Origin of the sequence: Sediminibacterium sp. (genome assembly GCF_051861365.1) — a bacterium.
In the GTDB taxonomy this organism is placed as follows: domain Bacteria; phylum Bacteroidota; class Bacteroidia; order Chitinophagales; family Chitinophagaceae; genus Sediminibacterium.
This window is the reverse complement of sequence record NZ_JBHYCW010000010.1, coordinates 15,885-36,090: the sequence shown is the minus strand read 5'-3', so window position 1 is coordinate 36,090 and position 20,206 is coordinate 15,885. Positions and strand designations below refer to the sequence as shown.

Annotated in this window: 23 protein-coding genes; 13 read left to right on the top strand and 10 right to left on the bottom strand. The window is 39.8% G+C overall.

Translation table 11 applies throughout. From position 1 onward, the window contains the following. Window positions 1–62 precede the first annotated feature (62 nt). Complete coding sequence (locus tag ACTIEV_RS06340; RefSeq protein WP_322194690.1) at window positions 63–812, bottom strand: hypothetical protein; 750 nt, start codon at window positions 810–812, stop codon at window positions 63–65. 173 nt (window positions 813–985) lie between these two features. Here ACTIEV_RS06340 and ACTIEV_RS06335 point away from each other — a divergent pair, with 173 nt between their 5' ends. From ACTIEV_RS06335 to ACTIEV_RS06315, 5 genes are all read left to right on the top strand, one after another. Continuing rightward, the gene (locus tag ACTIEV_RS06335) at window positions 986–2,281 is read left to right on the top strand and encodes an aminopeptidase P family protein (protein ID WP_322194692.1); all 1,296 of its coding nucleotides are present in this window, start codon (window positions 986–988) and stop codon (window positions 2,279–2,281) included. A 65-nt stretch (window positions 2,282–2,346) separates the two neighbouring features. Continuing rightward, window positions 2,347–3,111 (top strand): CDP-alcohol phosphatidyltransferase family protein, encoded by a 765-nt coding sequence (locus ACTIEV_RS06330; RefSeq protein WP_322194694.1) that lies wholly within the window; start codon window positions 2,347–2,349, stop codon window positions 3,109–3,111. Then, window positions 3,108–3,356, top strand: coding sequence for a phosphoribosylformylglycinamidine synthase subunit PurS (gene purS / locus ACTIEV_RS06325; protein WP_178888036.1), 249 nt, complete (start codon window positions 3,108–3,110; stop codon window positions 3,354–3,356). The genes ACTIEV_RS06330 and purS overlap by 4 nt, the downstream gene beginning before the upstream one ends. A 75-nt stretch (window positions 3,357–3,431) precedes the next feature. After that, the gene (rsmI, locus tag ACTIEV_RS06320; protein WP_322194696.1) at window positions 3,432–4,103 is read left to right on the top strand and encodes a 16S rRNA (cytidine(1402)-2'-O)-methyltransferase; all 672 of its coding nucleotides are present in this window, start codon (window positions 3,432–3,434) and stop codon (window positions 4,101–4,103) included. A 134-nt stretch (window positions 4,104–4,237) separates the two neighbouring features. Then, entirely contained in the window at window positions 4,238–6,121 is a 1,884-nt protein-coding gene (locus ACTIEV_RS06315; protein ID WP_322194698.1) for a M1 family metallopeptidase, read from the top strand. Between the two features lie 84 nt (window positions 6,122–6,205). Here ACTIEV_RS06315 and ACTIEV_RS06310 read toward each other — a convergent pair whose 3' ends face one another. From ACTIEV_RS06310 to folK, 3 genes are read right to left on the bottom strand one after another with little or no spacing between them, the layout of a single operon-like run. Then, window positions 6,206–7,447, bottom strand: a complete 1,242-nt coding sequence (locus ACTIEV_RS06310) for an MFS transporter (protein WP_322194700.1) — start codon at window positions 7,445–7,447, stop codon at window positions 6,206–6,208. Between the two features lie 19 nt (window positions 7,448–7,466). Continuing rightward, window positions 7,467–8,099 carry a deoxynucleoside kinase gene (locus tag ACTIEV_RS06305; RefSeq protein ID WP_178888041.1) on the bottom strand — a complete coding sequence of 211 codons (633 nt, stop codon included), beginning with the start codon at window positions 8,097–8,099 and terminating at the stop codon, window positions 7,467–7,469. Window positions 8,100–8,148: 49 nt separating this feature from the next. Then, window positions 8,149–8,628 (bottom strand): 2-amino-4-hydroxy-6-hydroxymethyldihydropteridine diphosphokinase, encoded by a 480-nt coding sequence (folK, locus tag ACTIEV_RS06300; RefSeq protein ID WP_322194702.1) that lies wholly within the window; start codon window positions 8,626–8,628, stop codon window positions 8,149–8,151. A 109-nt stretch (window positions 8,629–8,737) separates the two neighbouring features. On the opposite strand from folK, the gene sppA reads away from it, so the two are divergent. After that, the gene (sppA, locus tag ACTIEV_RS06295; RefSeq protein ID WP_322194704.1) at window positions 8,738–10,495 is read left to right on the top strand and encodes a signal peptide peptidase SppA; all 1,758 of its coding nucleotides are present in this window, start codon (window positions 8,738–8,740) and stop codon (window positions 10,493–10,495) included. Here the strand turns inward: sppA and ACTIEV_RS06290 are convergent. Continuing rightward, the gene (locus ACTIEV_RS06290; protein WP_322194706.1) at window positions 10,481–10,945 is read right to left on the bottom strand and encodes an RES family NAD+ phosphorylase; all 465 of its coding nucleotides are present in this window, start codon (window positions 10,943–10,945) and stop codon (window positions 10,481–10,483) included. The two genes, sppA and ACTIEV_RS06290, sit on opposite strands and share 15 nt — an antisense overlap. Continuing rightward, entirely contained in the window at window positions 10,942–11,388 is a 447-nt protein-coding gene (parS, locus tag ACTIEV_RS06285) for a type II RES/Xre toxin-antitoxin system antitoxin (protein WP_322194709.1), read from the bottom strand. Before parS ends, ACTIEV_RS06290 begins: the two co-directional genes overlap by 4 nt. A gap of 109 nt (window positions 11,389–11,497) precedes the next feature. On the opposite strand from parS, the gene ACTIEV_RS06280 reads away from it, so the two are divergent. Together ACTIEV_RS06280 and ACTIEV_RS06275 are read left to right on the top strand one after the other, a co-directional pair. Further along, entirely contained in the window at window positions 11,498–12,604 is a 1,107-nt protein-coding gene (locus ACTIEV_RS06280; RefSeq protein ID WP_322194711.1) for an ABC transporter permease, read from the top strand. 1 nt (window position 12,605) lies between these two features. Next, a complete protein-coding gene (locus tag ACTIEV_RS06275) occupies window positions 12,606–13,109 on the top strand; it encodes a hypothetical protein (protein WP_322194713.1) in 504 nt (167 codons plus the stop codon). Window positions 13,110–13,341: 232 nt separating this feature from the next. Here the strand turns inward: ACTIEV_RS06275 and queA are convergent, their stop codons facing one another. Beyond that, window positions 13,342–14,391: a tRNA preQ1(34) S-adenosylmethionine ribosyltransferase-isomerase QueA gene (gene queA / locus ACTIEV_RS06270; protein WP_178888048.1), complete on the bottom strand. Its 1,050-nt coding sequence runs from the start codon at window positions 14,389–14,391 to the stop codon at window positions 13,342–13,344. A gap of 187 nt (window positions 14,392–14,578) precedes the next feature. Between queA and ccsA the strand changes: the two genes are divergently transcribed. The 3 genes from ccsA to ACTIEV_RS06255 all read left to right on the top strand — a co-directional run bounded on the left by ccsA (window position 14,579) and on the right by ACTIEV_RS06255 (window position 16,958). Further along, window positions 14,579–15,259: a cytochrome c biogenesis protein CcsA gene (gene ccsA, locus ACTIEV_RS06265; protein WP_250685111.1), complete on the top strand. Its 681-nt coding sequence runs from the start codon at window positions 14,579–14,581 to the stop codon at window positions 15,257–15,259. Then, window positions 15,252–15,467 (top strand): CcmD family protein, encoded by a 216-nt coding sequence (locus ACTIEV_RS06260; protein ID WP_322194717.1) that lies wholly within the window; start codon window positions 15,252–15,254, stop codon window positions 15,465–15,467. Before ccsA ends, ACTIEV_RS06260 begins: the two co-directional genes overlap by 8 nt. Before the next feature lie 69 nt (window positions 15,468–15,536). Further along, window positions 15,537–16,958 (top strand): Glu/Leu/Phe/Val family dehydrogenase, encoded by a 1,422-nt coding sequence (locus tag ACTIEV_RS06255; protein ID WP_250685113.1) that lies wholly within the window; start codon window positions 15,537–15,539, stop codon window positions 16,956–16,958. Window positions 16,959–17,042: 84 nt separating this feature from the next. Here the strand turns inward: ACTIEV_RS06255 and ACTIEV_RS06250 are convergent, their stop codons facing one another. After that, window positions 17,043–17,477: a type I restriction enzyme HsdR N-terminal domain-containing protein gene (locus ACTIEV_RS06250; protein ID WP_322194721.1), complete on the bottom strand. Its 435-nt coding sequence runs from the start codon at window positions 17,475–17,477 to the stop codon at window positions 17,043–17,045. Between the two features lie 86 nt (window positions 17,478–17,563). On the opposite strand from ACTIEV_RS06250, the gene ACTIEV_RS06245 reads away from it, so the two are divergent. Continuing rightward, window positions 17,564–18,334 carry an AMP nucleosidase gene (locus ACTIEV_RS06245; RefSeq protein WP_322194723.1) on the top strand — a complete coding sequence of 257 codons (771 nt, stop codon included), beginning with the start codon at window positions 17,564–17,566 and terminating at the stop codon, window positions 18,332–18,334. A gap of 70 nt (window positions 18,335–18,404) precedes the next feature. Here ACTIEV_RS06245 and ACTIEV_RS06240 read toward each other — a convergent pair whose 3' ends face one another. Continuing rightward, window positions 18,405–19,064 carry a heme exporter protein CcmB gene (locus ACTIEV_RS06240; protein ID WP_178888052.1) on the bottom strand — a complete coding sequence of 220 codons (660 nt, stop codon included), beginning with the start codon at window positions 19,062–19,064 and terminating at the stop codon, window positions 18,405–18,407. Then, window positions 19,054–19,620, bottom strand: coding sequence for a thymidine kinase (locus ACTIEV_RS06235; RefSeq protein WP_322194726.1), 567 nt, complete (start codon window positions 19,618–19,620; stop codon window positions 19,054–19,056). Before ACTIEV_RS06235 ends, ACTIEV_RS06240 begins: the two co-directional genes overlap by 11 nt. Window positions 19,621–19,732: 112 nt before the next feature. Between ACTIEV_RS06235 and ACTIEV_RS06230 the strand changes: the two genes are divergently transcribed. Beyond that, entirely contained in the window at window positions 19,733–20,143 is a 411-nt protein-coding gene (locus tag ACTIEV_RS06230) for a hypothetical protein (protein WP_322194728.1), read from the top strand. Window positions 20,144–20,206: the final 63 nt, after the last annotated feature.

Here is a 20,206-nt window from a genome sequence, read left to right as displayed (position 1 = left end):
GAAAGGAAATGTTTTTCCACTCACTACTCACTGTTCACTAATAATTGACAATTCACCATTCACTATTCCTCATCTCTCTCAATCGAATAATCTTCCTTATCCAAGTACTTACTATACTTTTTATTCACTTCAGCTGATTGTTCTTTTCCGTTAATATAGAGCTTTTTGTTTGTGATCTGGATCTTGTAGGATTTGTCTTTATCAATCAATCCATCTTTATCTAGCTCGTCTACAAATGCCTTCAATTCGGCAATCTGTTTTTTGGCTTCGCGAATACCTTCTTTGGCTTCAGCCATTCCTTTCTCTACATCTTTTCTGATCCCTTCAAAGTCAATATGCTGTTTGAGCTTTTCACCTTTGAGTTCTTCTTTCACTTTACCCATTTCTTTTTCTACCTCTTTATGTACTTCTTTGAAATCGATCTCGCGTAAAGCAGATTGTACCTCTCTCATCGCATTTTCTACTTCTTTTCTGATACCTTCCACATCAATTTTTTTGATTTCTTCCATGACCTTTTTCATTTCCTTTTCCATTTTGGTGAAATCAATTTTAAGTTCACGATCTAGTTCAATGGTCGCTTTGTCGAGTTCTTTCAAAGCTTTGTCCAGATCTCCCACTTTGTATTCTCTGTCATGATCTCCATACACTTTGAATTTCTTTTTGCTTTTGGTGGTATCCTCATCTTTATATGTGAAGGAAAAGGGTTTGGGAGGGTTTACAGATCCATCCGCAACTTTCCAGGCACTAAAGCCAATCACTGAAAGTGCCAATATTGCTGCTCCGATCCATTTGCTGTTGATAAACGTTTTCATGTTGTTTGTTTTATTGAACGAATAATTTCGTAGTAAATATACGAGCGTGTTCGTAAATAAGAAATATTTCGTGGATATTGATGCTTTTTTAACAATTGCCTCCTGAGATATGGGCAAGTTTTGAGATCAACTGCACCATAAAGTTTTATATTGCAAACTTCAAATACGCACCGATGAAATACTTGCCGCTGGATCCCAATCTATTCATAATCAATCGTAAGCGTTTTATAAAAGCCATGTTACCCAACAGCATTGCCATCTTTGTGAGCAATGATGAATGGCCGATGAATGGCGACGCCTTACACAAGTTCAAACAGAACAGTAATTTGTATTGGCTAAGCGGCATTACCCAAGAAGACTCCATGGTGATTCTCTTTCCCGATTGTCCGGATCCGAAATACAGAGAAGTATTGGTACTGGTTCGGCCCAATGAACTGAAAGAAAAATGGGATGGCAAACGACTCCGTAAACAGGAAGCCACGGCTATTTCCGGCATCGCAACAATTGTTTGGCTTGACAGCATTGATGCTTTTTTACAAACATGGGTTCATTTAGCCGATAATGTGTATTTAGATACCAATGAAAACGATCGTAAAGCATCATTGATCAGAAGCAGGGATTATCGTTTTGTAGATGAGATGAAAGAACGTTATCCATTGCATGTATATCATCGTACTGCCAAGATCATGAAGTCTTTACGGGCTATTAAGACCAAAGAGGAAGTGGCAGTATTGCAACAAGCGATCAATATCACGGATAAGACTTTCCGTAGATTATTAGGGTTTATCAAACCCGGTGTTTTTGAATATGAAATCGAGGCAGAGATCTTTCACAGTTTTTATAGTCAACGCGCTACCGGTCCCGCCTACGGAAGTATTATTGCGAGTGGCGACAGGGCCAGAACCCTTCACTATGTTTCCAATAACCAAGAATGTAAGGATGGCGAAATGGTACTGATGGATTTTGGTGCAGAGTATGGCGGATATTGCGCGGATCTCACCAGAACAGTGCCGGTTAACGGTAAATTCACACGAAGGCAAAAAACAGTTTACAATGCTTGTTTACATTTACACAATTATGCAAAGAGCATTTTAAAGCCGGGTATTTCTATTGTAGACTATACCGAGAAAGTAGGAGAAGAAGCTACACAGCAATTCTTAAAAATCGGATTATTGCGAAAAACAGAAGTGAAGAATGAAGATCCGGAGAACAGAGCGTATCGCAAATATTTATACCATGGTATATCCCATCATCTCGGTATTGATGTGCACGATGTAGGAACAAGAACAGCACCTATTCAAGCAGGAATGGTCTTTACCATTGAACCCGGTATTTATATTGAAGAAGAACAAATGGGTGTAAGAATCGAGAATAATTTCTGGATTACTAAAAACGGCAATATCGACCTCATGAAAAATATTCCTATTACCGTGGAAGAGATTGAGGGGTTGATGAAGAAAAATAAGTGAGTAGTCCATAGTCAATAGTCCATAGACCATGGTCCATGGACTATTGACTATCAACCATAAATATCATGAAACAAATCCCCAACCTCTTTACCCTTTTGAACCTGTTATGTGGATGTTTTGCCATTGTGATGGTGATGCAGACCGGTTTAACGATGGCCTATTCATCTAACGGGGAAACCATTGTAGAAATACCGGAGCAAATGCAATGGGCAAGTGTACTGTTGGCTGTGGCTGCGATCATTGACTTTTGTGATGGTTTTTTTGCACGTTTACTGAAAGTTCCCTCAGATATGGGAAAGCAATTGGATTCTTTAGCAGATGTAGTAAGCTTTGGGGTAGTTCCCGGATTGATTGCCTGGCAATTTCTCAGATTATCTGTAGCACAAGAAGCAGACGGATTGGATACATCAATGGGTTGGTTATTACCCGCTTTTATCTTGCCATGTGCGGGTGCTTACAGACTAGCAAGATTCAATATCGATACCACCCAACAGCATGGATTTAAAGGGGTGCCCATACCGGCTGCAGGCTTGTTGCTGGCTTCTTTTCCATTGATCTATTGGAATACCCAAGAAACATGGGTGATTACGCTATTGCTCAATAAATGGATTTGGTATGCCATCATTGTGTTGGTGAGTTATTTGATGGTATCAACACTGCCCATGCTGGCACTCAAATTCACACAGTTGAGCTTCCGGAAATTATTTCCCTTTCTGCTAATGGCTGTTATTGCTGTAATTACAGCTTTCTTGTGGGGATGGTTATCAGTTCCTGTCACTTTTATTGCTTATGTAGTTCTATCTTTGCTCCTTAAACAAAAAGAATCATGACCTATAACGTGCAGATCAAAGTAATGCCATTAAAAGACCTTCTCGATCCACAAGGTAAAGCGGTGTTGGGTGGACTCCAAAACCTCGGTTTAGGAGCCGTGAGTGATGTGCGAGTTGGAAAACACATTACGCTGCAGATAGAAGCCGCTTCTGAAGCAGAAGCCCGTCAAATAGCCGAAGACGCCTCCAAAAAACTACTCGCCAATCCGGTGATGGAGTTTTATGAGATTGAAATGATAAACTAATGCTGATTTCTTGATTTTTTGATCTTTGATTTATGATTTAAAATCAAAGATCAAAAAATCAAAGATCAAAGATATATGCTGTATCTCGTCCCCACACCCATCGGTAACCTCAAGGATGTAACACTTCGCTCTTTGGAAGTATTACAGCAGGTGGATGTGATCTTATGTGAGGATACACGTACCTCCTCAAAGTTTTTGAATCACTATCAGATACAGAAACCGCTTTCTCCCTATCACCAACACAATGAACATAAAGTAGTGGCTCATTTGACAGATCAGATGAAAGCCGGAAAAAACTTTGCATTGATTACAGATGCAGGCACACCGGGAATTTCTGATCCGGCTTTTTTATTGGTAAGAGCCTGTGTACAGGAAGGTATCAAGGTAGAATGTTTGCCAGGAACCACTGCATTTGTTCCTGCATTGGTGAATAGTGGAATACCTTCTAATCGTTTTGTGTTTGAAGGATTTTTACCATTGAAAAAAGGTAGACAAACACTTTTTAAACAATTGGCTACCGAGGAGCGAACCATGGTGTTTTATGAAAGTCCGATGCGACTCGTGAAAACCTTGGAAGAAATGGCCGGTTATTTCGGTGCTGATCGATATTGTAGTGTTAGCAGAGAACTCACGAAAATGTTTGAAGAAAATTATCGGGGTACATTACAAGAAGTAGCAGAGCACTTTCGCCTAAAAACGGTCAAGGGAGAAATAGTAATTGTTGTAGCAGGAGACAAACACCAGTAGGTATATTCTTATAGGTATTTCATCTGTATTCCATTATTGATAGTCATCTCAAGATGTTTTTAATTCCATCATAAAATAGCATTATTGCTCGGTTTTTTTTCTGAAATTAGCCACTCATAAACGATTAGCACGACATGAAAAAATCACTACTGAAATTTCTCTTCCTGTCAACTGTTACCTGTCAACTGTCAACTATTACCTCCGCACAATCTGACCGTTGGCAACAAAAGATCAAATACCAGATCAATGTAAACATGGATGTAAATACCAACCGGTTTACAGGAACAGAGAAAATAGATTATTGGAATAATTCTCCGGATACGTTAACAAGGGTTTTCTTTCACTTGTATTGGAATGCATTCCAACCCAACAGCAGCATGGATGTTCGTAGTCGTGAACTTGGTAAAACGGTTTTGCGCGAACCTTCCAGAGGAAGTGATGGATTGGATTGGGATGCAAGAGTAAAAGACAGAATCAGTAAACTGACTCCGGATCAAATCGGATTTCAGCGCGTGGCATCTGTCAAAATCAATGGTGCTGCGCAGGAGTTAATAGAGCATGAAACCATACTGGAAGTGGTGTTGGCAAAACCCATCATGCCCAAATCCAAAATTCAAATGGATGTTCAATTTGAAGCACAAGTGCCTTTGCAAATACGCAGAAGCGGAAGAGATAATGCAGAAGGGGTTCGCTATAGTATGAGTCAGTGGTATCCTAAGTTGGTAGAATATGATTACCAAGGTTGGAATGCCAACCCCTATATCGCTCGTGAATTTTATGGTGTATGGGGAGATTTTGATGTCAATATCACGATTGATAAAAACTATTTCGTTACTGCAGGTGGAGATTTAATCAATGCGAATGAAATTGGACGGGGTTATGAAACTGCAGGCAGTAAACCTGTAACACCTTCAGGAAACACTGTTACATGGAAATGGCAAGCTTATAACGTACATGATTTTATGTGGGCAGCCGATCCGAAATATAAAATGATCACTAAAGCAGTTACAAACGGACCATTGATCCGTGTTGTGTATAAAGGAATGGATTCATCATCAGCTATTAATGATGCTCGTTGGCAGCGTGTTTTAGATACAGCTGTGTTAGCATATCCAATCATCGCCAAAACTTTTGGTCCTTATCCTTATAAAACCTACACTTTTGTACAAGGTGGAGATGGTGGTATGGAATACCCAATGGCTACCTTGATGAAAAACGCCAGTATCGGAACAGCGATACATGAGTGGATGCATAGTTGGTATCAAATGATGATGGGTTCCAATGAAGCTTTATATCCTTGGATGGACGAAGGGTTTACAGATTATGCAACATCCAGAGTCATGGCTGAAATGAGAGGTAGTAAAGCCTTTGCAGCCGAAGGATCTTATCGCAGTTATCTCAATTTGGCAAGAAGTGGATTTGAGGAACCGGCAAGTACACATGCTGATCATTACAATACCAATTTTGCTTATGGAGCAGCATCTTACAGTAAAGGCGCTGTATTCATGGAACAACTCGGATATATCGTAGGTGCAAAAGTGCGCGACCAAATATTATTGGATTATTATTACCAATGGCGTTTCAAACATCCCAATCCCAATGATTTCATTCGTGTTGCCGAAAAGAGAAGTGGGATGGAATTGGATTGGTACAAAGAATATTTTATCAACTCTACCAAAACCATTGATTATGCAGTTGGTGATATCAATGTAGTAGAAGGTAAGGCAACATTGACCATGAAACGTATAGGTAAAATGCCGATGCCTTTGGATGTATTGGTAACCTACAAAGATGGTAAACAAGAAATACACAATATTCCACTCAATCTCATGTATGGCGTAAAACCTGCAGAAGATGCAACCGAGAGAATAGTAGAAAAACCATGGCGCTGGACGCACCCCGAATACAAATTCACGATCAGCAGAGGTATACAGGATATTAAATCCATCGAGATTGATCCATCTATGCGATTAGCCGATATCAACCGAAACAACAATAAACTGATTATACCCGATTAATAATAAAAGGAGGCTGTATCAAAAATCTGATACAGCCTCTTTTTTTATACTATAGTCCATGGACTATTGGCCATAAGCTATCCCTCAATATTCCATCTTTCGCAGACTAGGCGCCTTGAACCAGGTAGTTGCTACCACAAGTAGCGTCATGCATCCACCGAAAACAACAGATGGAACAACGCCCAGCAACTTCGCTGCAACACCGCTTTCAAATTGTCCCAATTCATTACTGCTGTTGATGAACATAGAGTTCACACTCATCACTCTTCCCCGCATTTGGTCAGGTGTTTTCAATTGAACAATGGTTCCGCGAATGATCATACTGATACCGTCTAACATGCCGCTTAAAAGTAGTACGGCAAAAGACAACCAAAATAATCTTGAGAAAGCGAATATGATGATACAAATACCAAAACCCGCTACCGCCAATAACAATTTCTTGCCTTGTTGTTTTTTTAGCGGGAATAGCGTCAATAAAATTACAATGAGGATAGAGCCGATATCAGATGCCGCATTCAACCAACCAAATCCAATGGGACCGGTTTTGAGAATGTCTTTGGCAAAGACCGGAATCATAGCTACAGCACCGCCAAATAAAACAGCAAACAGATCAAGACTTAGCGCGCCCAGTAATTCTTTCGTTTTAAAAACAAAACTCAATCCCTCTTTTACACTGTCTAAAGTTTTTTTCTCACCAGGCTCGTTGAGAGAGGGTTTGGGCTTGATCTGAAACATGAAAAGAAAACCGATTGACACCAGCGAACAGATCACCGCAAGCGAACCCGTATTTCCCATGAAGGCAATTAAGAAACCTACCGTTGCATGACCGGTTACGGAAGCAGAAAGCCAGATCCCCTGATTCCAGGTAGTGGCATTTTGGAGTAGCTCCCTAGGTACAATGGATGCCACCATCGTTCCAAAAGTAGGACCGGTAAATGCACGAATGATACCGGTAAAAAATATGATGATATAAATGGAAAAAGCAATCCAGTGTTTACTGAACTGGGCTGTTGTGTAGGAGGTAGACAATAACAATAAAAACAAGGCACAAACAAAATACAACGTAACCCCTCTCAGCAATAATTTTCTTTTTTCACTGATATCAATCACATGTCCGGCATACAAGGAAAGTGATACAGCAGGAATGACTTCAGAAAGACCAATCAGTCCAATGGCAAAAGGGTCATTGGTGAGTTCGTAGATCCACCAGCCTACTAGGGTTCCCATCATACGCAATCCCATGATGAACAGGAACCTTCCCATCATCAGATTTCTGTATTCTGGAATTCGCATGGCTGCGAATGGATCATATACTGGTTTATCCATGTACTGATATTATACTTTCTCAGGGTAAACTGAAATAATGTTGTCCGCCATCATACTCTTTTTCCAGTGCATCTAAAACAATATCCAGGTGCTTTTCATTACCTAAAAAATCGGCATTGCTGGCATCAATAAAGATAGTTTTAATATTATGTTGTTTGATATAGCTGGTATAAGTCTCTTGTATATTGAATAAATATTCATCCGGAATAGACTGCTCATATTCGCGGTTTCGTTTTCTGATATTCTGTTGAAGTTTATTAACAGGTGCATGCAGATAGATCAAAATATCAGGAAATACCAATTGCTGATGAATGATGTCAAACAATTTCTGATACAACCTAAACTCTTCTTCGGGTAAATTAACCTTAGCGAATAACAAACATTTTGTAAAGAGATAATCAGAGACAGTTACATGTTGAAACATGTCCTTGGTATGTAACATGTCCTTCAATTGCTTATATCGCTCAGCCATAAAGAACAACTCTAAAGGAAAAGCATATTGTTGAGGGTTATCATAGAATTTTGGCAGGAATGGATTGTCGGCAAATTCTTCCAAGATCAACCTGGCATTTAACTTTTTGGATAATAAATGAGCCAATGTTGTTTTACCCGCGCCGATATTTCCTTCAACTGTAATATATTGATACTTCATGTCCGATAGCAATAGCGTCCAAAATTAACCGCGCAACAGTCGCGATCCTTTATTTTTTTTGCACATTTAAAGTATCCGGACAGATTTCAAGTAATTCCAGAATCGATTTCTTTTCGAGGGGATGCATGAGCAGTGGGGCAATTTCGGCCAATGGTAACAATGCAAATTTACGCAGGGTAAGTGCCGGATGGGGGATGGTGAGTAGTGCAGATGTTTGTATCAAGTCATCAATCAATAAAATATCCAGATCAATGATCCGAGGCCCCATTTTGATGGTTCTGGTACGTCCCATTACAGTTTCTATATCCAGCAATGCTTGCATCAGTGCATCCGGGGATAGGTCTGTTTCTACTTGTAAAGCCTGGTTCAAAAAAGCGGGCTGGTCTGTTTTACCCCAGGCTTCCGTTTCATATACAGACGATTGGGCAAGTATTTTTCCGCATTTTTGTTGAATCCATTCAGCCGCTTGCCGCAAATGGTTCAACCGGTTTCCCATATTACCGCCTGTCAGCAAATACGCTGTATTCATAAATTGAAGATATTTACAGCTCCAAATATCTTTAAATTCACAAAGTCATACAGGATTATTTCATTGAAACGATAAGTGTATCTGTGGACGGTCATTAAACAAAGGCATTATGCGTAATTTCTTCAAAATATTCTTTGCATCCTTACTCGCATTGATTGTATTTACAGTGATAGGATTGTTTTTATTGATTGGATTTATTTCAAGTGCAGCAACACCTGAAGTACCGGTAGTAGGTACTAAAGCGGTATTGGTACTTGACTTGTCTGTCAATTTCAGGGAACAAGCGCAGGAAAACCCCTTGGGAGCTTTTATCTCCGATGCAGAAGCAGAAATTCCATCACTTTTTGAAGTGGTGAGATTATTGAACGAAGCAAAATCTGATTCATCTGTAAAAGGCTTATACATTCTAGCGGCAGACAATGCCAATGGATTTTCGGCTAGTGAAGAGTTGCGTAAGGCTGTATTGGATTTCAAAAAATCAAGAAAGTTTGTATTGGCTTATGGAGAAACCATGACACAAAAAGCCTACTATGTAGCCAATGCTGCTGAGAGAGTATATGTGCATCCGCAGGGTGGATTGGAGTGGTCTGGTTTTTCTTCCAATCTTTTTTTTCTGAAAGGGATGCTGGATAAGCTGCAAATCGAACCGCAAATATTTTATGCAGGGAAGTTTAAGAGTGCTACCGAGCCACTGAGAGAAACTAAAATGACAGAAGCCAATCGTTTACAGACTGCAGTGTGGTTGGGTGATCTGTATGCTTCTTTTTTACGTTCTACCGCTGCATCCAGAAATATTGATTCTGCTATATTGCATCAATTGGCCATCAACGGTACCATTCAAACAGCAGTTGATGCGCAACAGTATAAACTGGTAGATGGATTGAAATATGATGATGAAGTAAAAGGAGAAATGCTCAAATGGTTAAAAAAAGATCCCAAATCATCCATCAATTTTGTAACCATCAATGAATATGCAAAAGCAACATCACTTGATAACTATGTCAGTGGCGGCAAAATAGCAGTGGTGTTTGCACAAGGCGATATTGTTAGCGGTGAAGGGGATGAAGAACAGGTAGGCAGCGATGTATTCAAAAATGTATTGCGCAAAGTAAGATTGGATAAAGATGTAAAAGCCATCGTACTTCGAGTGAACTCACCCGGAGGAAGTGCATTGGCAAGTGATGTGATTTGGCGAGAAATTTCTTTGGCTAAAAAAGTGAAACCTGTTGTGGTCAGTATGGGAGATGTGGCGGCTTCTGGGGGTTATTACATCGCATGTAATGCCAATGCTGTTTTCGCCAATGAAACAACCATTACGGGTTCTATTGGCGTATTCAGTATTGTTCCCAACTTTGAATCCTTCTTAAAAAATAAATTGGGTATTACCACAGATCGCGTACGAACAGCGCCTTTTGCGGATATGGGAGCAGGTGATCGTCCACTCACAGAACCTGAAAAAAATTTTTTCCAATCAGCCACCGATTCTATCTATCATACTTTTAAAAGCAGGGTATCTGAAGGTCGAGATAGAAGCATGGAATATGTAGATAGTATTGCACAGGGAAGGGTATGGACGGGTTCCAGAGCCATACAAATAGGGTTGGTAGATAAAATTGGAACATTGCAAGACGCAATTGAACATGCAGCTGATCTGGCTAAAGTAGATGACTATAGGATCAGGGAATATCCTGAGAAAAAAGATTTTTTTCAACAGATCATGGGTAACTATAAAAAATCCATCAAATCATCATTAGTTAGTGAAGAAATTGGTTTAGAACAATGGAATTTATTGAAGCAGTTGAAGCAAGTGAAACAAATGGTGGGAGAGCCGCAGACAAGAATGCCCTATTTTCTAACGGTTCACTAAGGGGAATAGTCGCTCATCAAAATAAAAATCAAGCACTTCCTTCATGCGTATTTTCGGATAATCTTTGTGTAAAGGATTCAATAAAAAATTGGATTCCTGCGGAATGATGGCAGATGGACATTCAATCACCAATGCTTTTTTCTCTTGCAGTATCTCAGTACCCATCCATTGGGTATAACCGATATCTTGGTGCCAGTTCTTTTTCAAATTTTTAATATTGATCTGATATTTGATGGCGGTCTCCGGAAGCGTTAATTGGATTAATTTGAATGGCTGAAGTGCTTCAAAACTTCCTGCATTCACCAGAATTTCTAATAAGGCTAAAGATATGCTACCGCTGGTGTACAATACATTTGTGCCAATATTGTTCCAACGCCCGCCGTGCAATTTGGCTCCGGTGCCGGTTAAATCATCCGCAAATAAATGATGGGCAAAACGATAGAGGATCATGCGTAAATACCTTGCTGAATACGTACGAGTTGATGAATGGTTTCCTGAATACCCCGGGCAGAAGCCAGCGATTGAAAATTGAGTACTTGCCCCATCACGAGTTTATCCTTTTTTAACCATTGATAAAAGTTATCAGGAGAGGTAAAGGTTGAAAGACCTATATCAATGAGTTCTTGTAGTTGTAAAATACGATCAGTATAAATACCCTCAAAAGAGCCATTGTTTTTAGCATAACGCTGCAGTGTACGTTCAGATAAGTGTAGAATAGCAGCCCATTCACTTTGTGTAAAAGGAACCTTATCAGCAATTTTTTTGAATTTGCGGTAGGTAAATTCCGCCACTAATGGAACTGGCAGTTTACTAGAAGGAATATACGGCATAGCAAACTCCTCCACTATACGGTTGGAGGTGTTGGGTGGAACTACTTTTTTTGCTTTTGCCATAGCGTAACATTTGTCATTCAAATATACGACATTTGTCTTAATATCTACTTGATTTCAACTTTTTTTGGATTGTTTCAGAAAAGGATAGATTTGTAGCCAATTGAAGGATATGTCAGCACACTACAATCAATTTAAGGCGATGTTAGCCATTACCCGGGCTAGTCTAAAAGCGGTGTTCAGAAGTCCGTCGGCAGTTATTTTCAGTATTGCATTTCCTTTGATATTCATCTTGGTATTCGGATTTGTGGGCAGTGGGGGGAAGGTTTCGCTGAGTATTGCTTTTGCACAGCAGACAGATACCCTTAATCCCATTTATCCTTCATTAAAAAAGATACCCAGTATACGCATCATTGAAAAATCGGCACAGGAATTAAAAGAAGACCTTGAAAAAGGAAGATTGACCGCTATCGTCAACATACAAAAGTCGGGGTTGGAGAATCCGCCTTATACTATTCAATTATCGAGTTCCGAAGCAGTAAACCCTCAAAACTTACAAGTACTTCGTTCTATATTAAATGCGGTGATAGCCGGTATCAATCAACAAACATTTGCGAATACACCCACCATCGCACTGGTGAATAGTGAAGTTGAAAAGATCCCGGGTCGTGTCTATCGTACGATTGATTTTATTTTACCCGGACAGTTAGGTTTTTCTTTATTGAGCGCCGGTGTATTTGGGGTAGCTTTTTTGTTTTTCAATTTGCGTCAACAATTGGTGTTGAAGCGGTTTTATGCCACGCCAATCAGAAGACCTTATATTGTATTAGGTGAGGCATTGAGCAGGGTTATCTTTCAAATGATGACCGCAGTGATCATTATTGGGGTGGGACATTTTGCTTTTAAATTCACACTCGTCAACGGTATGGAAACCTTTTTGACGATTATGTTGCTGAGTTTTATCGCGCTGATACTTTTTATGGGATTTGGATTTATTGTGAGTAGTCTGGCAAAAAATGAAAGCAGTATTCCCCCATTTGCTAATCTTATCACACTTCCTCAGTTTTTGTTAGCAGGAACTTTTTTTTCCATTGATGCATTTCCTTCTTGGTTACAGCCACTTTGTAAAATATTGCCATTGACTCATTTCAATAACGCCATGCGGAATATTGCATTTGAAGGAGCAGGGTTGGCGGCTTGTGGACAAGAGTTGTTGATATTGGGAGCGTGGACCATTGTGGTGTATGCCGTTGCTTTTAAGACCTTTAAATGGGAATAATATGAAACTGCTCAAATTAGGATTGATAAGCCTGGTGATTTTGTTTTTGTTAGCTACCATCATGGGAACGATGCTTCCTTCCAAAGTATTGGTATCAAGAGCAATTAATATCAAAGCCCCCATTGATTCCGTACGAAGTCAAATAGAAGATATCCGTCAATGGTCGAATTGGGTAGAGGGGATGAATGATCCATCCGTCCATATTCAATCTTCCGTTAATGCACAGATCGGTAAAAGTGAAGTAACCATCGCAGAAAAAAATGATAGCACCGTTATCAGTACCTGGATAACGGCAAAGGGTAAGCCTCAAATCAGTACCATGCGTGTCATTTACCAACCCCAGCAGGGAGTCACCATTGTACAGTGGCAATTTGAGCAATCCATCGGTTGGTTGCCATGGGAAAAGCTAGGATCTATTATGAATGATAAGATCCTAGGTCCGATGATGGAGAAGAATTTAGACCAGCTTAGACGACTGATAGAGGCAGAAACTAGCAGTTTGTAGAATTTTTTTGCTGATTTATCCCCATTTTATAAAATTTATTTGCGTTTATTTGCGTTTTTAGAAAAAAAGTTGCAGTTTTATACAAGGGTTACAACTAATGTTTGTTAGTTTTAGGCGAGTTCAAGATTCAGTTAAACAACTTCTTATTTAGGGTATATGGGAGTTGTTGGTTGTTAAATGAAAAAAGCCATCCGCCTCAGGCGGATGGCTTTCTCTTTGAAAGTATAGGATGTTAGATGATTAACAATGCATCACCATAACTAAAGAATCGATACTTATCTTTTATCGCTTTTTTATAAGCTTCCATCGCCAAATCATAACCCGCAAAAGCGCAAGTCATAATCAGCAGACTGGTTTTTGGTAAATGGAAATTGGTTACCAAACTATCTGCAACATTGAAATTGTAGGGAGGATGGATGAAGTGATTGGTCCAGCCTTCACTGGGTTTCAACAATTTCTGCGCAGTGAAGCTACTCTCCATTGCACGCATGGTTGTGGTGCCGATAGAGCAGATGCGATGTCCGCCTTCTTTTGCTTTGTTAACAATCTTACATGCTTCCTCTGAAATAGCATAATATTCAGCATCCATTTTGTGTTTGCTGAGATCTTCCACTTCAATCGGACGGAAAGTTCCCAATCCGGTATGTAAGGTTACTTCTGCAAAACGAATTCCAAGAATTTCGCAACGCTTGATCAGTTCTTTACTGAAATGCAAACCTGCAGTAGGGGCTGCAACAGCGCCTTCATGCTTGGCATATACAGTCTGGTAGCGTTCCTTATCTTCTTCATCAGGTTTGCGCTTGATGTATTTCGGAAGTGGGGTTTCGCCTAAAAACTCCAACATTTTCTTGAAGCTTTCATCATCATCATCCCACAGAAAACGAATGGTACGTCCACGGCTGGTGGTATTGTCAATCACTTCAGCAACCAGTTCTTCATTGTCGCCGAAATACAATTTATTACCCACACGAATCTTTCTTGCGGGATCAACGATTACATCCCAAAGACGGTTGGGTTTGTTAAGTTCACGCAGTAAGAATACTTCGATCTTGGCGCCGGTTTTTTCCTTGCGGCCATACATACGTGCAGGGAACACTTTGGTATTGTTCACTACAAAAACGTCTTTGTCGTCGTAGTACTCCAGAATATCACGGAAATGTCTGTTTTCCATGTGACCACTTTTACGATCAACAACCATCAATCGGCTGTCTTCTCTTTTCTTGGTCGGGTGCTGCGCAATAAGATTAAGGGGTAAATCGAACTTAAATTGAGATAATTTCATGTTACGGCATGATTTTTTTATGAAGTCGGCAAAGGTATGGAATTTTCCTTGCTTTAAAAACTGTTGTTAGAGATTTAGGGGGATAATATTTTCAAATTCCGTAGACATATTGAAGGGCTTTCACCTAATTTTGCGCCAACAGTTGTTAGTTTGACTGGTGTTAAGGGAAAACTGTAAAAACCCGATCATGATTCGAAAAGTCTGGTGGAAGATATTAGCTATTGTCTTATTGCTCTACACCTGTTCCTATGGGTTTCTGGTGAAAATACCCAAGTTGGATGACCGATTACAGGAGTCTATCCGCAATTTCTTTTTCCATGTACCCATGTGGTTTGCCATGATGATTCTGTTGGGTGTTTCTGTTGTATACGCTATCAAGTATCTACGCAGCAGGAATCAGGTCCATGATTTTTATTCTTCTGCTTTTGCGGTTACAGGTACCATTTTTGGTTTCTTAGGGCTTACCACGGGAGCCATCTGGGCCAATTACCAGTGGGGAAGTCCATGGAGTGGTGATCCCAAACAAAATGGAGCTGCTATTGCCATGCTCATCTACCTGGCCTATTTCGTTTTGCGTGGAAGTATGAATGAGGAAGAAAAGAAAGCAAGAATTGGAGCGGTCTATAATATTTTCGCATTTTTTATGTTGTTTCCTACACTTTGGATTTTACCCAGACTTACCGAATCATTGCATCCGGGGGGAGAAGGTAGTGAAGGCAATCCGGGTTTGAATGGAAAAGATATGGATGCGAATATGCGTTCTGTTTTTTATCCGGCAGTGATTGGCTGGACATTACTCGGTGTTTGGATCAGTACTTTACGTATTCGATATGAAATTTTAAAAGAACAACAACTCATTCATGAATAAACTACTGAAAACCATTTATACATTCGCAGCCATATTGCTGTTCAATGTTGTTGCAACAGCACAAGAAGTTGCAGCTGAAAATGATGTGATGAGAAGTAATGGAAAGATATACGTAGTGATGGCTGTAGTGCTGACGATCATCATTGGATTATTCATCTACGTAGCATCGTTAGATAAAAAGATCAGTAAACTAGAGAAGAAAAGCTAATAGACCATAGACCATGGTCCATGGTCTATTAGCTAAACCATAAAAGTCAAAAACAAAAACGATTAGCTCATGTCAGATCACAAACCGTATAGCTTCTTTCAAAGTGTTGAGAGAAGTTTTGATAAAGCGGCCAAGTTTACCAAATGGGAGAAGGGTTTGCTCGAACAGATCAAAGCCTGTAACAGCATTTACAGTATGCGTTTCCCGGTAAAAATGGATGATGGCCGTATTGAAGTTATTGAAGCATACCGTGTGCAACATTCGCAGCATAAATCGCCTTGTAAAGGTGGTATCCGTTTCAGTGAAGAAGTGAATCAGGATGAAGTGATGGCACTGGCATCTTTGATGACCTACAAATGTGCGATTGTAAACGTACCATTCGGTGGTGGTAAAGGAGGTATTAAAATCAACCCTCGTAACCACAGTGCGTATGAATTAGAAAAAATCACGCGTCGTTACACTGCTGAACTGGTGAAGAAAAATTTCATTGGTCCCGGTATTGACGTACCTGCTCCGGATTACGGAACTGGCGAACGTGAAATGGCATGGATTGTAGATACCTATGCTTCTTTGAAACCGGGTGAAATTGATGCAGCAGGCTGTGTTACCGGTAAACCTGTTACACAAGGTGGTGTACGCGGAAGAAAAGAAGCTACCGGTTTAGGTGTTTTTTATGGTATCCGTGAAGTATGTAACATGCCTGATGTGATGAAAAAACTCGGGTTGGCTATTGGTGTGGAAGGAAAAACTGTGGTAGTACAAGGTTTGGGTAATGTGGGGTATCATTCAGCCAAATTCTTCCGTGAAGCAGGTTCTAAAGTGGTATCTATTGCGGAATATGAAGGTGCAATTTTCAATGCAGATGGATTGAATGAAGAAGAAGTATTCCAGCACAGAAAGAAAACAGGCTCTATCTTAAATTTCCCCGGTGCAACCAATTTGGCAAAGAGTACAGATGCATTAGAATTGGAATGCGATATTTTAATTCCTGCTGCTTTAGAGAATGTCATCAACGGCGATAATGCTCCTCGTGTAAAAGCAAAGATCATTGGAGAAGCCGCAAACGGACCATTAACTCCGGAAGCTGATGAAATATTTGCTGCCAAAGGAACATTGGTAGTTCCTGATATGTACTTGAATGCAGGTGGTGTAACTGTATCTTATTTTGAGTGGTTAAAGAACCTGAGTCACGTTCGTTATGGTCGTATGGAAAAACGTTTTACTGAAAACATGAATAACCATATCCTCGGACAAATTGAGGAGCTTACCGGTAAGCAGGTTTCAGGGAAAGAGCGTTCTTTCATTTTACATGGACCTGAAGAAGTAGACCTGGTACATAGTGGATTGGAAGAAACCATGATTACAGCTACACGTGAGATCATGGAAATTTGGAAGAATAATCCTGAAATTCCTGATATGCGTACTGCAGCATATGTATGTGCCATCAATAAAGTAGGCACTTCATACGCTGAGTTGGGTATCTTCCCATAATAGTATTCACATATTTTAGATGTCGGATATCGGATGTCTGATTTGAATTTTACTTTCAATCAGACATTAGATATCCGACATTTTTTATTCGTAAGAGGGAATGGTATTCAAAGTAGTAAACTTATTATTTTCTTTTCCGATACCTCGGGTTTCATTTCCGTTGGTAACAATCAAGTAATCTGCTTGAACAGTGATTTGATAACGAAGTAATTGTTGCATAACAGATTCATTGATAGGGACATTCATTTCCTTGCATTCAATCAATAGCCAAGGGTGATCATTTTTATATACAAGAATATCAAAGCGCTTTTTTAAATCTCCGATTTGTATTTCTTTCTCGATGGCGATCAATGATGCAGGATAATGCATCACTTGCAGCAGGTACTGAAGAAAATTTTGTCGCACCCATTCTTCCGGTGTTAACCGCACCCATTTCTTCCTCAAAGGATCAAAAATATACTCCTTGTATTCTCTGGTTTCTATTTTGAAAGGATAGGAGGGATAGCTTATTTTAATCATACTACTTGCAAATAGAATTGATTTTTTGTATTTTAGCCAATTAACCTGATCAAAGATAATCGGCAGGTCATCAAAATAGTCATGTTATGAAAACGAAAGCGGAAATCGTCAACAATTGGCTCCCACGATATACCGGAGAGAAATTAGAGAACTTTGGTAAATACATTTTGCTGACCAATTTCAGCAATTATGTTACCATGTTTGCGAAATGGAATAAAGTAAAAGTGATTGGGGCTGATAGACCTATGCAATGTGCAACTGCCAACGGTATCACCATTATTAATTTTGGTATGGGTAGTCCGGGTGCAGCTACCATCATGGATCTCTTAACAGCTATTGCTCCTGAAGCTGTACTCTTCTTGGGTAAATGCGGCGGGTTAAAAAGAAGAAATAAACTCGGCGATCTGATTTTACCCATTGCAGCTATTCGAGGAGAAGGTACTTCCAATGATTATTTTCCTCCTGAAGTTCCGGCAATGCCTGCTTTTGCACTTCAAAAAGCCATTTCAACAACCATCAGAGATTACAAGGTAGATTATTGGACAGGTACCGTATACACCACCAACAGAAGGGTATGGGAACATGATGATGCATTCAAAGCCTATCTTACCAAAGTGCGTGCTTATGCGATTGATATGGAAACAGCGACCATTTTTACGGTAGGATTCTTTAATAAAATTCCAACAGGTGCATTGTTATTGGTCAGTGATCAACCCATGATACCTGACGGAGTGAAAACAGAAGCCAGCGATAAAAAAGTAACAGCCGACTACGTAGAAAAACACCTCAAAATCGGTATCGATTCCCTCAAACAACTCATCAATAAAGGACAAACAGTGAGACACCTGAGGTTTTGATCTTTGATCTTTGATTTCTTGATTTTTTGAATTTAAATCAAGAAATCAAAGATCAAAAAATCAAAAATGTCTAGTCTTTCCACAAAAAAGGAAACAGAATCACCGCCAGTGCAACTACCAGGATATCTAGTCCTACCAGCATCAGTACCATCTGCCACCAGCCGGCTTGAATTACATCTGAAAATCCGGTGCCCGCAATTTTCATGAGTAATAATAATTGTGGAATAATCAAGGGAAATCCCATGATGGCCATCAATGCAGCTTGCTGTTGCGCTTTGGCAGCGATTGCGGCTAAGAAAGTAAATACAAGACTCAGGCTCATACCACCCAGACAGGCAATGGCAGTAAAAGTGATAAAGTTTTCAAGTGGATTGCCCAATAAAACAGCAAAGATTCCCAAACTGAGTAAACTCATCAATACCATGAGTAGCAGATTGAAGATCAGTTTGGAGAGTACAAAGTCTATAGGTCCGGCAATCGAATAGAAGTACAACATACGACCTCTACTTTCTTGTAGAAAACTTTTAGCAACTGCGTTTACACAAACGAATAATTGAATAACCCAGAAAAGTCCATTCCATACGGTATCATCGGGCTGTCCCATCGAGAGGTACACAACAAAAATGGTGGACGCTACGTACAAGAGGATGCCATACAATGTGTACTGCTGTCGCATTTCCAACAACAAGTCTTTTTTGACCAATGATAATATTGTGTGGCTACTTTTCATGGAAACATTTTCGACAACGGGGTTCATAGGTTTCTTTTTCGCCTAATAATACCTGTCCATCACCCTCTATTTTTCTGTAAGACACATTGGCAATATTGCCACATTTCATACAGATGGCATGTAATTTCGTGATATAATCTGCCACCGCCAGCAAATTAGGCATTTGACCAAAGGGACGTCCTAAATAATCCATATCCAGTCCGGCAACAATCACCCTGGTACCTCTTAATGCAAGTGTTTCGCATACATGCATGATCTCGGCATCAAAAAATTGAGCTTCATCAATGCCTACCACATCAACATCCTGTGCCATCAATAAGATGGTCTGTGAATTTTCAATGGGCGTACTTTGTATACTATTGGCATCATGACTCACCACTTGTGTTTCATCGTAACGAATATCAATAGCGGGTTTGTATATTTCTACTTTCAGGTTAGCGATTTTTGCTCTTTTCAAGCGACGGATCAATTCTTCAGTCTTACCGCTAAACATACTTCCGCAGATCACTTCGATCCAACCCCTGCGTTCACCTGTTAAATTTGGTTCAATAAACATATAAATAACGAATCAAGGCGGGCAAATTAGTCTAAACGACACTTATTTTCATATTTTTGCCTCGCATTTTACAAACAAACTAAGCCCGGAAAAAGCAAGTAGGTATTTAAGCATGAAAACTATCTTACAAAAGTTTCTTGTATTGCTGCTGTTGATCTCCTTCGCTAATATAGTGACAGCGAGACCCGGGTGCCATTTGAGAACGGTAGAGACTTCTGCCGATGCCGAAGACCTTAAATTTAATAAGACAGAATCATTTACACTCATCGAGTTTCTACTGGAACGGGTTCATGGTCTTTCAGACAATATACCCAATAATGAGGAAACCGGTGTTCATTACAGTGTTTTTAGGAGCCACGGTAAAATTACCTCTACTCCGCGTATTAAATCTACACAACAGCCAAAGAATGTGATTTCATTGGTATCTGTTCCTGCTGTCGATTTGGAGCACCATACTATTCGATATAGTTCACCTATTACCGGTATCTTTCATAACTTTCTTTTTAGGCTAACACCATTTTGATCTCTACTCGTTTTCGGCTTTTTTCTTTGCTTCCAATTTGGTGAAGCATGCACATGATTCGTA

What these genes read in the sequence shown, in the direction of transcription:
- purS (WP_178888036.1), top strand. Translation starts at nt 3,108, where the DNA reads ATGACCTATAACGTGCAGATCAAAGTAATGCCATTAAAAGACCTTCTC.
- ACTIEV_RS06305 (WP_178888041.1), bottom strand. Translation starts at nt 8,099, where the DNA reads ATGAAGTATCAATATATTACAGTTGAAGGAAATATCGGCGCGGGTAAA.
- ACTIEV_RS06275 (WP_322194713.1), top strand. Translation starts at nt 12,606, where the DNA reads ATGAAACTGCTCAAATTAGGATTGATAAGCCTGGTGATTTTGTTTTTG.
- sppA (WP_322194704.1), top strand. Translation starts at nt 8,738, where the DNA reads ATGCGTAATTTCTTCAAAATATTCTTTGCATCCTTACTCGCATTGATT.
- ACTIEV_RS06315 (WP_322194698.1), top strand. Translation starts at nt 4,238, where the DNA reads ATGAAAAAATCACTACTGAAATTTCTCTTCCTGTCAACTGTTACCTGT.
- ACTIEV_RS06260 (WP_322194717.1), top strand. Translation starts at nt 15,252, where the DNA reads ATGAATAAACTACTGAAAACCATTTATACATTCGCAGCCATATTGCTG.
- ACTIEV_RS06230 (WP_322194728.1), top strand. Translation starts at nt 19,733, where the DNA reads ATGAAAACTATCTTACAAAAGTTTCTTGTATTGCTGCTGTTGATCTCC.
- ACTIEV_RS06330 (WP_322194694.1), top strand. Translation starts at nt 2,347, where the DNA reads ATGAAACAAATCCCCAACCTCTTTACCCTTTTGAACCTGTTATGTGGA.
- ACTIEV_RS06255 (WP_250685113.1), top strand. Translation starts at nt 15,537, where the DNA reads ATGTCAGATCACAAACCGTATAGCTTCTTTCAAAGTGTTGAGAGAAGT.
- rsmI (WP_322194696.1), top strand. Translation starts at nt 3,432, where the DNA reads ATGCTGTATCTCGTCCCCACACCCATCGGTAACCTCAAGGATGTAACA.
- ccsA (WP_250685111.1), top strand. Translation starts at nt 14,579, where the DNA reads ATGATTCGAAAAGTCTGGTGGAAGATATTAGCTATTGTCTTATTGCTC.
- ACTIEV_RS06235 (WP_322194726.1), bottom strand. Translation starts at nt 19,620, where the DNA reads ATGTTTATTGAACCAAATTTAACAGGTGAACGCAGGGGTTGGATCGAA.
- ACTIEV_RS06290 (WP_322194706.1), bottom strand. Translation starts at nt 10,945, where the DNA reads ATGATCCTCTATCGTTTTGCCCATCATTTATTTGCGGATGATTTAACC.
- ACTIEV_RS06245 (WP_322194723.1), top strand. Translation starts at nt 17,564, where the DNA reads ATGAAAACGAAAGCGGAAATCGTCAACAATTGGCTCCCACGATATACC.
- ACTIEV_RS06310 (WP_322194700.1), bottom strand. Translation starts at nt 7,447, where the DNA reads ATGGATAAACCAGTATATGATCCATTCGCAGCCATGCGAATTCCAGAA.
- folK (WP_322194702.1), bottom strand. Translation starts at nt 8,628, where the DNA reads ATGAATACAGCGTATTTGCTGACAGGCGGTAATATGGGAAACCGGTTG.
- queA (WP_178888048.1), bottom strand. Translation starts at nt 14,391, where the DNA reads ATGAAATTATCTCAATTTAAGTTCGATTTACCCCTTAATCTTATTGCG.
- ACTIEV_RS06280 (WP_322194711.1), top strand. Translation starts at nt 11,498, where the DNA reads ATGTCAGCACACTACAATCAATTTAAGGCGATGTTAGCCATTACCCGG.
- parS (WP_322194709.1), bottom strand. Translation starts at nt 11,388, where the DNA reads ATGGCAAAAGCAAAAAAAGTAGTTCCACCCAACACCTCCAACCGTATA.
- ACTIEV_RS06240 (WP_178888052.1), bottom strand. Translation starts at nt 19,064, where the DNA reads ATGAAAAGTAGCCACACAATATTATCATTGGTCAAAAAAGACTTGTTG.
- ACTIEV_RS06250 (WP_322194721.1), bottom strand. Translation starts at nt 17,477, where the DNA reads ATGATTAAAATAAGCTATCCCTCCTATCCTTTCAAAATAGAAACCAGA.
- ACTIEV_RS06340 (WP_322194690.1), bottom strand. Translation starts at nt 812, where the DNA reads ATGAAAACGTTTATCAACAGCAAATGGATCGGAGCAGCAATATTGGCA.
- ACTIEV_RS06335 (WP_322194692.1), top strand. Translation starts at nt 986, where the DNA reads ATGAAATACTTGCCGCTGGATCCCAATCTATTCATAATCAATCGTAAG.